The following is a 13495-nucleotide window of genomic DNA, read 5'->3' as shown; positions in this document are numbered from 1 at the left end:
ACATGGAAGCCACATCCACCTGCCCGAGCTACTCCGCGCGCGACTACAAGTCCGAGGTCAAGCCCGTCTGGTGTCCGGGCTGCGGCGATTACTCGGTGCTCGGCTCGATCACCAAGGCGCTCGCCGAGCTGTCGATCCCGCCCGAGCGCGTCGCCCTCGTTTCCGGCATCGGCTGCTCCTCGCGCCTGCCCGCCTACACCAACGTGTTCGGCTTCCACGGCGTGCATGGCCGCGCCCTGCCGATCGCCACCGGCATCAAGGTATCCCGCCCCGAGCTCACCGTGATCGCCTCCGGCGGCGACGGCGACGGCTTCTCGATCGGCGGCAACCACTTCATGCACGCCTGCCGGCGCAACGTCGACATGACCTACATCGTCATGGACAACGAGGTCTACGGCATGACCAAGGGCCAGGCCTCGCCGACCACCGCGCCCGACTGGGAGAAGAGCAAGCTCACCCCGCAGGGCACCGGCATCAACCCCTTCCACCCGCTGGTGATCGCACTCGCCGCGGGCGCGAACTTCATCGCCCGCGGCTTCTCCGGCGACCAGAACGGCACCGCGAAGCTCATCACCGAGGCGATCCGCCATCCCGGCTTCTCCTTCGTGCAGCTGCTCAGCCCCTGCGTCACCTTCCGTCCCGAGCAGCGCGACTGGAAGGACATGGTGCATCCCGCCGCGGTCGACCCGACCGACGACCCCGCGCGCGCCGCGCGCCGCCTGATGTCCGACGATGGCTTCAACGTCGGCGTGCTCTTCCGCGGCAGCCGCAAGCCCTTCCAGCCCGGGCAGCCGGCGAGCGTCGATTCAGTTGCAGATCTCGAGAAGGAGTTCGTGTTATGAGCAAACCCGATCCGCAGGAAACCGGCATCCACTCGGTGGAGCACCTGCTGGCCCATGCGCTGGCGATGGAAGTCGAGGCGGTCGAGCGCTACGAGGCACTCGCCGACCAGATGGAGACCCACAACAACCGCGACGTCGCCGTGCTCTTCCGCAAGCTGGCCGAGATCGAGAAGCTGCACGTCGACAACGTCAACGACATCAGCGAGGGACACACCCTGCCCCACATCGCACCGTGGGAATACTCCTGGGAAGCCCCCGAGAGCCCGGAGGCGCCGTCGGTGTCGGCGGAAGGCCTGCACTACATGATGCATCCCTACCAGGCGATCGCGATGGCGCTCGAGGCCGAGCGCCGCGGGGTGGACTTCTACGACCGCCTGGTCGCCCAGTCCGAGCGCGAGGACATCCGCAAGCTCGCCGCCGAACTGTGCGAGACCGAGCGCGAGCACGTCACCCTGCTCGAAGGCTGGCTCGCCCGCTTCCAGCCCCCGCCCAAGGGCTGGAACGAGGACCCCGATCCGCCCTTGCTGCAGGGTTGAGGAGCAAGGGGTAAGGCGCCAGACATGAGGCGCCAGGAGCGATGCGCGCGCTGGGAGACCAGCGCGCGCATCGGCTTTTGGAGGTCGGGCGAAAGATGCCTGCGGAGAGGATGAAGGGAAATCCCGAGCGAAGGATCTCGAGCCGCGCCCGTCCGCCGTCGACCGACGACACTGCGACCGGATGTGACGAGGCGCCAGGCCGAGAGGTCTTCACCCCCCCAGGCCTGACGCCTCACATCTCACGCCGTCTGATCGACGCTCAGCTCGTAGCCCGCCTCGCGCAGGCCCTGCACGACCGCGCCGGCATCCTTGGCCTCGAAGCGGATGGTCGCGGTGCGCAAGCCCTCGGACTGCGGCGTGCGCGGCGACACCACCGAGACGATGTAGCCGCCCTGCGCATTGACCGAGGCGAGCAGCGCGGCGAGCTGGCCGGCGCGATCCTGCAACTTCACGGTGATCCGCGTCGCACCCTCGACCCAGCAGCCGGTGATGTCGAGGAAGAAATCGAGCAGGTCCACGCTGGTGACGATGCCCACCAGGCGCCCGGCGTCGTCCACCACGACGAGGCAGCCCAGCTTCTTGGGCCGCATCATGCGCGCGGCCTCCTCGATCTGCGTGCGTGGCGAGCAGCTCACCACCGACTTGTGCATGATGTCCGCCGCGGTGATCTTGGACAGCAGGTACTTCACCTCGCCGACGTCGAGCGTCGTGATCATGGACGGCTGGGCGCGCTGCACGTCGCGATGCGAGATGATGCCCAGCACCTTGCGATCCTGGTCGATCACCGGCACGTGGCGCACCTTCTTGAGCCGCATGATCTCGGAGACCTGCGAGAAAGAGGCCTCCGGACCGACGTGCAGCACCTCCCGGGTCATGATGTTTTCGACGAACATGGGTCACTCCAGTTGGAAGAAGAAACAGCGGTAAACAGCGGGTTCGAGACAGCACAAGAGGAATAGCGGGCACGCGACGCGGCCCCGGCCGGACACGGACCAGCGCGCATGCGGTCGCCGGATCTGCGGCTGGAACGCAGTTTATCGGAAACCCACATCCCCAAGCAGCGCCTATAGTTAACGCTAACGTTAACTCTACACAAAAAAATTACGTTCACGTCAACGTTACTGTTTGACAAATATCAACCGACCGGTCAGTCATAAGTTCTAGGATTCATCCCATAAGCCAAGAAGGGGGAGCGGGCGGCCTCAGCCTCGCCCGCACACCACCGGAGGAGACACCTGATGACCGTCAGCAGCCCACAGGGCACAACCAAGGTCGCCACCTACTGTTACCAGTGCGTGGCGGGGCCGGACCTGCTCAAGGTGAAGGTCGAGGACGGCGTGGCGACCGCCGTCGAGCCGAACTTCGACGCCGAGGACGTGCATCCGGCCGCGGGCCGGGTCTGCGTGAAGGCCTTCGGCCTCGTGCAGAAGACCTACAACCCGAACCGCGTCCTGCAGCCGATGAAGCGCACCAACCCGAAGAAGGGGCGCCACGAGGACCCGCGTTTCGTGCCCATCTCCTGGGATGAGGCGCTCGACACCATCGCCGCCAAGCTGCGCGGCATCCGCGAGACCGGCCTGCTCGACGCCTCGGGCTACCCGCGCGTGGCGGCGAGCTTCGGCGGCGGCGGCACGCCCACCGCCTACATGGGCACCTTCCCCGCCCTGCTGGCGGCCTGGGGCCCGGTGGACATGAGCTTCGGCAGCGGCCAGGGCGTCAAGTGCTACCACTCCGAGCACCTCTACGGCGAGCTCTGGCATCGCGCCTTCATCGTCTGTCCGGACACGCCGCGCAGCAAGTACATCCTGTCCTTCGGCAGCAACATCGAGGCCTCGGGCGGCGTATGCGGCGTTTGGCGCCACGCCGCCGCACGCGTCGAGCAGGGCGTCAAGCGCGTGCAGGTCGAGCCGCACCTGTCGGTCACCGGCGGTTGCTCCGCCGAGTGGCTGCCGATCAAGCCCAAGACCGACGCCGCCTGCATGCACGCGATGATCCACGTGATGCTGTTCGAGAACGCACGCTCGCGGCTGGACATCGATTTCCTCAAGCACATGACGGCGTCGCCCTACCTGGTGGCGCCCAATGGCTTCTACCTGCGCGATCCCGACACCCGCAAGCCGCTGGTGTGGGACCTCAAGTCCGGCAAGGCCGTCGTCTTCGACACCCCCGGCATCGATCCCGCGCTCGACGGCGACTTCCTCGCCTCCGGCCTCGAGGTGCTGCCCGACCAGGAACTCGTCACCCATGAGGCCGCGCCGGTGCGCAGTGCCTTCGGCAAGCTGCTCGACCACGAGCGCACCTTCACCCCGGAGTGGGCGCAGGGCATCTGCGACGTACCGGCGGCGACCATCCGCCGCATCGCCAACGAATACCTCGACCATGCCGAGATCGGCGCGACGATCGAGATCGAGGGCCGCACCCTGCCCTATCGCCCGGTGGCGGTCACGCTCGGCAAGACGGTGAATAACGGCTGGGGCGGCTACGACTGCTGCTGGGCGCGCACGCTGATGGCCTGCCTGGTCGGCGCGCTCGACGTGCCCGGCGGCACCATCGGCACCGCGGTGCGCCTGAACCGCCCAGCCAACGACCGCCAGAGCAGCGCCAAGCCGGGCGTCGACGGGTTCATGGACTATCCGTTCAACCCGACCGACAAGGAAAACTGGATCTCGCGCCCGCAGATCCGCAACGCCAACCGCACCCTGGTGCCGCTGGTGGCCAACTCGGCGTGGAGCGCCGCGCTCGGCCCCACCCACCTGGCCTGGATGCAGCAGCGTCACGGCTTCGAGAGCTTCCCCGAGCCCACCCAGCCCGACGTCTGGTTCTTCTACCGCACCAACCCGGTGATCTCGTTCTGGGACACGCCCCAGGTCGCCGAGGCGGTGGCGAAGTTCCCCTTCGTGGTCGCCTTCACCTACACCCGCGACGAGACCAACCACTTCGCCGACATCCTGCTGCCCGACTGCACCGACCTCGAAGGCCTGCAGATGCTGCGCATCGGTGGCACCAAGTACGTCGAGCAGTTCTGGGACCACCAGGGCTTCGCGCTGCGCCAACCGGTCGTGCCGACGCAGGGCGACACCCGCGACTTCACCTGGATCAGCACCGAACTGGCCCGCCGCGCGGGCATCCTCGAGCCGTACAACAAGGCGATCAACCGCGGCGCCGCAGGCGTGCCGCTGAAGGGGCCGAACTACGATTTCTCGCTGCAGCCCGACCACGCCTACGGGGTCGAGGAGATCTGGGACGCGAGCTGCCGCGCGGCCAGCGCCGAGCTCACCGAAGGCGCCGAGGACCACGGGCTGGAGTGGTGGAAGGAGCACGGCTTCCGCACCATCAAGTATCCGCGCCTGCAGTGGTATCTCTATCCCCACCTGGTCGACCAGGGGCTGCGCTTCGAGATGCCCTACCAGGAGCGCATCTACCGCATCGGCGAGGAACTCGGCCGCCGCCTGCACGAATCCGGCATCGACTGGTGGGACCGCCAGCTCACCGAATACCGCCCGCTGCCCGAGTTCCACGACTTCTCCCACCTCATCAAGCACGCGGTGATCTCCAACCTGGGCGGGCGCGACGAGGACTTCCCGTTCTGGCTGCTCACCGCGCGCAGCATGCAGTACTCCTGGGGCGGCAACGTCAGCCTGCAGATGGTGCGCGAGGTGGCCGCCAACGTGAAGGGCCACCGCGGCGTGATCATGAACCCGACGGCCGCACGCAAGCTCGGCATCGAGGACGGCGACCTCGTCGAGGTGCGCTCGCCGCTGCGCGAGACCCGCGGTCGCGTCGTGCTGCGCCAGGGCATCCGCCCCGACACCCTGCTGATGGTGGGTCAGTTCGACCACTGGATCACGCCCTACGCGAAGGACTTCGACGTCCCCAGCATGAACGCCCTGGTGCCGATGCTGATGGACCTGACCGACGCCACCGGTTCGGCCGCCGACATCGTGCCGGTGTCGATCAAGCGCATCGGAGGTGCCCAATGACCCGCTACGCCATGGTGGTCGACCTGCGCCGCTGCGTCGGCTGCCAGACCTGCACCGCCGCCTGCAAGCACACCAACGCCACCCCGCCGGGCGTGCAATGGCGCTGGGTGCTCGACGTCGAGGCGGGCGAATTCCCCGACGTCACCCGCAGCTTCGTCCCGGTGGGATGCCAGCACTGCGACGAGCCGCCGTGCGAGACGGTGTGCCCCACCACCGCCACCAAGAAGCGCGCCGACGGTCTGGTCACCATCGACTACGACCTGTGCATCGGCTGTGCCTACTGTTCGGTCGCCTGTCCGTACAACGCACGCTACAAGGTCACCCGCGACACCCCCGCCTATGGCGAGGGCAAGATGGCCAACGAGGTGAAGCGTACCGACCCGGCGCGCATCGGCGTGGCCACCAAGTGCACCTTCTGCTCCGACCGCATCGACTACGGCCACGCCCACGGCCTCGTGCCCGGCGTCGATCCCGACGCCACCCCGGCCTGCGCCAACGCCTGCATCGCCAGCGCGCTCACCTTCGGCGACATCGACGACCCCGACAGCAAGGCCTCGCGCCTGCTGCGCGAGAACGAGCATTTCCGCATGCACGAGGAGCTCGGCACCGGCCCCGGCTTCTTCTATCTCTGGGAGAAAAAGCAATGAGAGGCGTCGAACCCGAACTGCAGCCCTTCTGGGACGAACGTGCCGCGGGCAACTTCATCGGCGGCGGCACCGGCGCCGGACTGCTGCTGTGGAGCGCGATCGCGGCCAGCGGCCACGGCACCGCGATCGGCCTGCCGCTCTTCCTCGCGCTCGCCTTCATCGGCGCCGGCCTGTTCTGCGTGTGGATGGAGATCGGTCGTCCGCTGCGCGCGCTCAACGTCTTCTTCCACGCGCGCACCTCGTGGATGACCCGCGAGGCGATCGTCGCCGGCCCGCTCTTCCTGTGCGGCCTCATCGCGCTGCTCAGCGGCTGGTTGTTCTTCGCCTGGCTCGCCGCCCTGACCGGCCTGGTCTTCCTGTACTGCCAGGCGCGCATCCTGCAGGCCGCGCGCGGCATCCCGGCCTGGCGCGAGCCGGCGCTGCTGCCGCTGATCGTGGTCACCGGGCTCGCCGAAGGCGCGGGCATGCTCGCGCTGCTCTCGCCGCTGCTCATCCGCTCGCCCGGCGCCGAGTTCGCCTTCCCGCTGCTGGTGCTGGTCGTGCTGCGCTTCTGGCTGTCGCGGCGCTACGCCGCCCATCTCGCCCGCCCGAACAACGCCCCCCTGAAGACGCTGCGCGCGCTGCGCGAGAACGATCGCCACTTCCTCCTCCTCGGCCACACCCTGCCGGCGGCGGTGCTGCTGATCGCGCTCTTCGCCGGCGGCAGCTTCGGCACCGCACTGCTCGCGCTCGCGGGCATCGCGGTCGCCGCCAGCGGCTGGCTGTTCAAGCTCGCGCTCATCACCCGCATCGCCTACACCCAGGGTTTCGCGCTGCAGCACGTTCCCGCGCGCACCCCCGGCTATTCGCACCCCGGCGTCAAGCCGGGCTGGAACTGAACCCCTCCCTCCACCCCGGGGCGGCGGACCATGCCGGACCGCCGCCGAAATCAGGAGCAAAGCGCATGTACGAGGTCAGGATCCATGGTCGTGGCGGGCAGGGCGCGGTGCTTGCGGCCCAGCTGCTCGCGACCGCACTCGTGTTCGACGGCAAGTACGCCGTCTCCATTCCCGCCTTCGGCTTCGAGCGCCGCGGCGCGCCGGTGGTGTCCTTCATCCGCGCGAGCGAACAGCCGATCCGCCAGCTCACCAACATCTACGCACCCGACTGCATCGTCTGCGTCGATCCCGCGCTCGCCCGCACCGTGAACATCTTCGCCGGCCTCAAGCCCGGCGGCACCCTGGTGCAGGCGACCTCGCGCCCGCTCGCCGAGATCGACGTGCCCGACAGCGTCGGCACCGTCGGCCTGTGCGACGCGGTGCGCATCGCCACCGAGATCTTCGGCCGCCCGATCACCAACACCCTGATGCTCGGCGCCTTCGCGCGCAGCACCGGCCAGGTCTCGCTCGAGGCGCTGAAGAAGGTGATCGAGCAATCCGATTTCCGCGACGCCGGCCTGCGGCAGAACCTCGACGCCCTCGAGCGCGGCTATGCGGAAACGACCGTGCACACCCTCGAACGGAGGATCACAGCATGAGCGAACGCCACCAACACTACCCGGCCTGGCACCTCAAGGAGGCCGGGGTTCCCGACGACCTCTGTCCGGTCGCCACCGAGCAGAGTCCGATGTTGCCGGGCGACTGGCGCAGCTTCCGCCCGGTCGTCGATCGCGACAAGTGCGTCAAGTGCGCGGTGTGCTGGCTCTACTGTCCGGTGCAGTGCGTCGAGGAGCACGCCGCCTGGTTCGACTTCGACATGAAGACCTGCAAGGGCTGCGGCATTTGCGCGCACGAATGCCCGCAGCGGGCGATCACCATGATTCCGGAGGCGCAATGAACACCACCACGCTCGACACCGCTCCCACCACCGAAAAGCGCCCGGCACCGCAGCTGATGCTGTGCGAGGGCAATGAGGCCGCCGCGCTCGGCGTCGCGCTCGCCCGCCCCGACATGGTCGCGGTGTACCCGATCACGCCGCAAACCTCGCTGGTCGAGAAGCTCGCCAAGCTCATCGCCGACGGCAGGATGGACGCCGACATCGTCGATGCCGAGGGCGAGCATTCGGTGCTGTCGGTGCTGCAGGGCGGCGCGCTCGCCGGCGCACGCACCTACACCGCGACCTGCGGCCCCGGCCTCGCCTTCATGTTCGAGCCCTACTTCCGCACCTCGGGCATGCGCCTGCCGCTGGTGATGACCATCGTCACCCGCGACGGCATCACCCCGCAGTCGGTGTGGGGTGGCCACCAGGACGCGATGACGGTGCGCGAGGCGGGCTGGATCCAGATGTACTGCGAGACCGTCCAGGAAGTCCTCGACACCACGGTGATGGCCTTCCGCCTCGCCGAGCATCACGACGTGATGCTGCCGGTGAACGTCTGCCTCGACGGCAACTACCTCTCCTATGGCACCTCGCGCATCGAGATGCCCGATCAGGCCGAGGTGGACGACTTCATGGGACACAAGGACGTCAACTGGCACGTCGCCCTCGACCCGCTGCGTCCGATGGCGGTCGACCCGCTCACCGGCGGCTCGGGCGGCAACGGTCCGGAGACCTTCGTGCGCTACCGCCGCGGCCAGTGCGCCGGCATGAAGAACGCACTGCACGTGATCACCGAGATGCACGAGGACTGGGCGCGCCGCTTCGGCGAAGCCCACCGCTTCGCACCGCTGGTCGAGGAATACCGGCTCGACGACGCCGAGTACGCAATCATGACCCTGGGCAGCATGACCGGCGCCGCCAAGGACGCGGTCGACGAGGCCCGCGCGGCCGGCGAGAAGGTGGGCCTCATCAAGATCAAGACCTTCAGCCCCTTCCCGGTCGAGGCGCTGCAGCACGCGTTGCGCGGCGTGCGTGCGCTCGGCGTGGTCGACCGCTCGGTCAATTTCCGCTGGAACTGCGGCCCGATGTTCCAGGAAACCCTCGGCGTGCTCTACCGCCTCGGCCGCCAGGTGCCGGCGCAAAGCTTCATCGGCGGCCTGGCCGGCGCCGACCTCACCGTCACCACCTTCCACCGCGTCATCGACGAGACCCGCGCCCTGCTCGAGCGAGCGCCCTCCGACGAGCCGGTGTGGCTCAACGCCAAAGACTGAGCGCCAAGGACCGAGGAAACCGCCATGCACACCACCGACTACCTGATCGCCGGCAGCAGCCACGCCGCGCTCGAGGCCATCAACGCGATCCGCATGCACGACGGCGACGGCAGCATCACCGTCGTCACCCGTGATCCGCACCGCCCCTACTCGCCCACCGTGCTGCCCTACGTGGTCTCGGGGCGCTCGACGCCCGAACGCGTGTTCCTGCGCGACGACGACTTCTTCACCGCGAACAAGGTCGATTACCGCAGCGGCTGCGCGCTCGCCGGCCTCGACCCCGCGGCGCATCAGGCGCGCCTGGCCGACGGCAGCACCATCGGCTACCGCAAGCTGCTCCTCGCCACCGGCGCCAGCCCGATCGTGCCGCCCATCCCCGGCATCGAGCGCGTCGACTACCACGTGCTGCGCACGCTCGACGACGCCACCCGGCTGCGTGCGGCGATGGCCGCGTCGAAGAACGCGGTCGTGCTCGGTGCCGGCCTGGTCGGCATGCACGCCGCCGAAAACCTGGTCAAGGCCGGGGCCAGCGTCACCATCGTCGAGATGAGCAAGCAGCTCACCTCCGGCTACTTCGACGAGGTCGCCGCCGGCATGATCGAGCAGGCCTTCCTCGGCAACGGCGCGAAGATCCGCACCGGCCACCGCGTCGTCGGCCTCGAGCCGAGCGCCGACGGCGCCACCCTGAAGCTCGACAACGGCGACACCATCCCCACCGACCTGCTGCTGGTCGCGGTCGGCGTGCGCCCCGAGCTCGGTTATCTCGACGGCAGCGGCATCGCCACCGAGCGCGGCATCCTGGTCGACGACACCATGCGCACGAGCGCAGAGGACGTCTGGTCCGCCGGCGACTGTGCGCAGGCGCGCGGCTTCTTCACCGGCACGCCGGTGATGAACGCGATCCTGCCCGACGCCACGCTCCAGGGCCGCATCGCCGGCATGGCGATGGCGGAAGATCCCGGGCTCAAGCCCTACGCGGGCGGTCTGCCGCTCAACACCTACCACTTCTTCGGCCGCCACGCGATCTCGGTGGGCAGCGCCGCGGTCCCCGAGGGCGGGCGCGCGCAGGTGCGCTTCGACGCCGCGAGCGGGCGCTACCTGCGCGCGGTGTTCGACCGCGACGAGCGCCTGACCGGCATCTTCGGGGTGAATGAATTCTTCGATGCCGGCGTGATGGCCCAGCTCATCCTGCGCCGCACCGATCTCGGACCGCTGCGCGAACGCTTCTTCGCGCAGCCGCTCGCCACCGGCCGCGAGCTCATGTCGCAGCTCTGGCGCTAAGGGGAAGATCATGGGACAAGCCTACTCCACCATCGCCTTCGACCCCGCCAAGTGCGACGGCTGCGGCAAATGCATGACGGCGTGCGCGAGCGTCAAGTTCGACTCCACCGACACCACGCGCTCGCTGATCCAGATCGTGCGCAGCGGCGGCGCCCGCATCGAGCCGCCCCGCCCGGGCGAGTTCGAGCTCGCGCTGTGCCGCCAGTGCGCCGATCCCAAGTGCGTCACCGTGTGCCCGGCGGGCGCGCTCGGCAAGAACGGCACCACCGGCGTGATCGACTGGGACGCCTCGAAGTGCGTCGACTGCCTGCTGTGCACCATCGGCTGCACCTACGCCGGCATCGCCCTCGACGAGCACAGCGGCCGTGTCAGCAAGTGCGACACCTGCGAGGGCAAGCCGGCCTGCGTGCCCGCCTGCCCCACCGGCGCGCTGCGCCACATCACCACCGCGCGCATCTACAACGAGGTCGGCAGCTGGGAAGACCTGTTCGCACCCGGCCTGGCAGGCTGCCAGGGCTGCAACACCGAGCTGCTGATGCGCCACGCGCTGCGCCGCGTCGGCCCCGACACCGTGCTCGCCACCCCGCCGGGCTGCGTGCCCGGCATGGGCTCGGTGGGCTTCAACGGCACCACCGGCACCAAGGTCCCGGTCTTCCACCCGCTGCTCACCAACACCGCGTCGATGCTCGCCGGGGTCAAGCGCCAGTACGAGCGCGTCGGCCGCAAGGTCACCGCGATGGCGATCGCCGGCGACGGCGGCGCCTCGGACGTCGGCTTCCAGTCGCTCTCGGGCGCGGCCGAGCGCGGCGAGCGCATCCTCTTCATGGTGGTCGACAACGAGGGCTACATGAACACCGGCATGCAGCGCTCGAGCTGCACGCCCTACGGCGCATGGACCTCGACCACCCCGATCGGCGCACATGGCCGCGGCAAGACGCAAGACGCCAAGAACCTGCCGATGATCATGGTGAACCACCGCTGCGAATACGTCGCCACCGCGTCGACCGCGTACATGGAGGACCTCTACGAGAAGCTCGACAAGGCCCTCGCCGCCTCCGAGCGGGGCTTCGCCTACCTGCACGTGTATTCGCCCTGCACCACCGGCTGGCGCTTCCAGAGCGCGCTCAACATCGAGGTCGCGCGCAAGGCGGTGGAGTCGAACTTCGTCACCCTGTGGGAATACACCCCCGAGGCCGGGCTGCACTTCACCCGCCCGGTGGACAAGCCGCTGCCGGTGGCCGACTACCTCAAGGCCATGGGGCGCTTCCGCCACCTCAGCCCGGAGCAGGTCGAGCACATCCAGAACAAGGTGGCCGAGAACCTGCGCTTCGTGCGCAAGATCGCGGAGCAGGCCGATGAGCAATGAGAAGCCGTCCCCCCCGGAGCAGATGAGCCGCGCCGAGCTGCAGGCGCTGCAGCTCGAGCGCATGCGCTGGTCGCTGCAGCACGCCTGGGACAACGTGCCGCACTACCGGCACGCCTTCGAGGCCGCCGGCGTGCGGCCATCCGACCTGCGCGGCCTAGCCGACCTGGCGAGGTTCCCCTTCACCGCCAAGCAGGACCTGCGCGACAACTATCCCTACGGCCTCTTCGCGGTGCCGATGGCCAAGATCGTGCGCGTGCATGCCTCGTCCGGCACCACCGGCCGCCCCACCGTGGTCGGCTACACCAAGGGCGACATCGAGCGCTGGGCCGCGGTCATGGCGCGCTCGCTGCGCGTCGCCGGCGCGAGCTGCGAGGACATCATCCTCAACTCCTACGGCTACGGCCTCTTCACCGGCGGCCTCGGCGCCCACTACGGTGGCGAGGCGCTCGGCGCCACGGTGATCCCGATGGGCGGCGGCAACACCGAGAAGCAGATCCAGCTCATCCAGGAGTTCCGCCCCACGGTGATCATGGCCACGCCGTCCTACATGCTGACACTGGCCGACACGATGCAGCGCATGGGGCTCGACCCCTCGGCGACCACGCTGCGGCTGGGCATGTTCGGCGCCGAGCCGTGGACCAACCAGATGCGCGCCGAGATCGAGCGCGTGCTGGGCATCGACGCGATCGACGTGTATGGCCTGTCCGAAGTGATGGGCCCGGGGGTGGCCTGCGAGTTCGTCGGTCACAAGGACGGCCCGCACATCTGGGAAGACCACTTCTATCCCGAAATCATCGACCCGGTCACCGGCGAGGTGCTGCCCGACGGCGAGCGTGGCGAGCTGGTGTTCACCTCGCTCACCAAGGAAGCGATGCCGGTGATCCGCTACCGCACCCGCGATCTCACCCGCCTGCTGCCCGGCAGCGGCTGCGCGATGCGCCGCATCGACAAGATCACCGGGCGCAGCGACGACATGCTGATCATCCGCGGCGTCAACGTCTTCCCGACCCAGATCGAGGAGGTGCTGCTGCGCCACGACAAGCTGTGCGGCCACTACCAGCTCGTGCTCACCCGCGAGGGTCACCTCGACCAGCTCACCGTCCGCGCCGAGTTGCGCCCCGAGCTCGCCGACGGCATCGGCCAGGGCCTGCGCCGCCAGATCGGCGAGGAGGTCCGGCACGCGATCAAGAGCTTCGTCGGCATCAGCGCCGAGATCGAGATCCTCGACCCCGACAGCATCGAGCGCACCCAGGTCGGCAAGGCAAAGCGCGTGATCGACCGCCGCAACGCCGCAACCAGCACCGCCTGAGGGCGCGTCGGGAACGCATCACCCCACAAGAACAGACACGGAGACACCCGATGACCGAAGTCCGAAGCCATGCCGCCAGCCGCGCAGCAGGGGAGGCCGCGCAGCACTACCGCACGGCCCTCGCAACCGGGCGCGCGACGCTGGACGCCGACGAGCTCGCCCGCCTGCTCGCCGCCGCAGACCTGCACACCACGACCGCGCCAGCGGACGCGATCGAACTGTCGATCCGCGTCCATGCCACGCGCGAGTTCGGCCTGGTGCTCAGCGCCGGCGCCGGCGGCCTCGACGGCGCGCTCGACCCCGCCAACTTCGCGCGCGACCGCGCGGCAGTGCATGCCGCGGTCGAGCTCACCGACGGCGAGGACTTCCTCGAGCGTTTCCGTCGCACGATCGCCTGGCAGCGCATCACCGCCCTCGCCGCCCGTCGCGGCGTGCAGCCCCCGGACGCGGCGCTCGCCCGCCTCTT

The 13495-nt window shown here is 68.9% G+C and carries 12 protein-coding genes and 1 pseudogene; 12 read left to right on the top strand and 1 reads right to left on the bottom strand.

Translation table 11 applies throughout. The features are described from left to right. The first annotated feature begins 2 nt into the window (after window positions 1–2). Together C665_RS06160 and C665_RS06155 are read left to right on the top strand one after the other, a co-directional pair. Entirely contained in the window at window positions 3–842 is an 840-nt protein-coding gene (locus tag C665_RS06160; protein ID WP_004303021.1) for a 2-oxoacid:ferredoxin oxidoreductase subunit beta, read from the top strand. Next, complete coding sequence (locus C665_RS06155) at window positions 839–1378, top strand: ferritin-like domain-containing protein (RefSeq protein WP_004303020.1); 540 nt, start codon at window positions 839–841, stop codon at window positions 1376–1378. Before C665_RS06160 ends, C665_RS06155 begins: the two co-directional genes overlap by 4 nt. A gap of 239 nt (window positions 1379–1617) precedes the next feature. Here the strand turns inward: C665_RS06155 and C665_RS06150 are convergent, their stop codons facing one another. Beyond that, a complete protein-coding gene (locus tag C665_RS06150; protein WP_004303019.1) occupies window positions 1618–2271 on the bottom strand; it encodes a CBS and ACT domain-containing protein in 654 nt (217 codons plus the stop codon). 345 nt (window positions 2272–2616) lie between these two features. Between C665_RS06150 and C665_RS06145 the strand changes: the two genes are divergently transcribed. The 10 genes and pseudogenes from C665_RS06145 to C665_RS06100 all read left to right on the top strand — a co-directional run. Further along, window positions 2617–5358, top strand: a complete 2742-nt coding sequence (locus C665_RS06145; RefSeq protein WP_004303018.1) for a molybdopterin-dependent oxidoreductase — start codon at window positions 2617–2619, stop codon at window positions 5356–5358. Next, a complete protein-coding gene (locus tag C665_RS06140) occupies window positions 5355–6005 on the top strand; it encodes a 4Fe-4S dicluster domain-containing protein (RefSeq protein ID WP_004303017.1) in 651 nt (216 codons plus the stop codon). Before C665_RS06145 ends, C665_RS06140 begins: the two co-directional genes overlap by 4 nt. After that, window positions 6002–6883 (top strand): DmsC/YnfH family molybdoenzyme membrane anchor subunit, encoded by an 882-nt coding sequence (locus tag C665_RS06135; protein ID WP_004303016.1) that lies wholly within the window; start codon window positions 6002–6004, stop codon window positions 6881–6883. Before C665_RS06140 ends, C665_RS06135 begins: the two co-directional genes overlap by 4 nt. A gap of 65 nt (window positions 6884–6948) precedes the next feature. Continuing rightward, window positions 6949–7521, top strand: coding sequence for an NADH-dependent phenylglyoxylate dehydrogenase subunit gamma (gene padE / locus C665_RS06130; protein WP_004303015.1), 573 nt, complete (start codon window positions 6949–6951; stop codon window positions 7519–7521). Then, on the top strand, window positions 7518–7820 hold the full coding sequence (padF, locus tag C665_RS06125; protein ID WP_004303014.1) for an NADH-dependent phenylglyoxylate dehydrogenase subunit delta: 303 nt from the start codon (window positions 7518–7520) through the stop codon (window positions 7818–7820). The genes padE and padF overlap by 4 nt, the downstream gene beginning before the upstream one ends. Next, the gene (padG, locus tag C665_RS06120) at window positions 7817–9073 is read left to right on the top strand and encodes an NADH-dependent phenylglyoxylate dehydrogenase subunit alpha (protein WP_004303013.1); all 1257 of its coding nucleotides are present in this window, start codon (window positions 7817–7819) and stop codon (window positions 9071–9073) included. The genes padF and padG overlap by 4 nt, the downstream gene beginning before the upstream one ends. Before the next feature lie 24 nt (window positions 9074–9097). Beyond that, complete coding sequence (gene padH, locus C665_RS06115; protein ID WP_004303012.1) at window positions 9098–10354, top strand: NADH-dependent phenylglyoxylate dehydrogenase subunit epsilon; 1257 nt, start codon at window positions 9098–9100, stop codon at window positions 10352–10354. Between the two features lie 10 nt (window positions 10355–10364). Next, window positions 10365–11720 carry an NADH-dependent phenylglyoxylate dehydrogenase subunit beta gene (padI, locus tag C665_RS06110; RefSeq protein WP_004303011.1) on the top strand — a complete coding sequence of 452 codons (1356 nt, stop codon included), beginning with the start codon at window positions 10365–10367 and terminating at the stop codon, window positions 11718–11720. Beyond that, the gene (gene paaK / locus C665_RS06105; protein WP_004303010.1) at window positions 11710–13029 is read left to right on the top strand and encodes a phenylacetate--CoA ligase PaaK; all 1320 of its coding nucleotides are present in this window, start codon (window positions 11710–11712) and stop codon (window positions 13027–13029) included. Before padI ends, paaK begins: the two co-directional genes overlap by 11 nt. Window positions 13030–13079: 50 nt before the next feature. Then, window positions 13080–13495, top strand: a pseudogene (locus C665_RS06100) (CoA-binding protein); the annotation flags it as partial.

This window comes from Thauera aminoaromatica S2 (assembly GCF_000310185.1).
In the GTDB taxonomy this organism is placed as follows: domain Bacteria; phylum Pseudomonadota; class Gammaproteobacteria; order Burkholderiales; family Rhodocyclaceae; genus Thauera; species Thauera aminoaromatica.
This window is presented reverse-complemented; position numbering and strand designations above follow the sequence as displayed.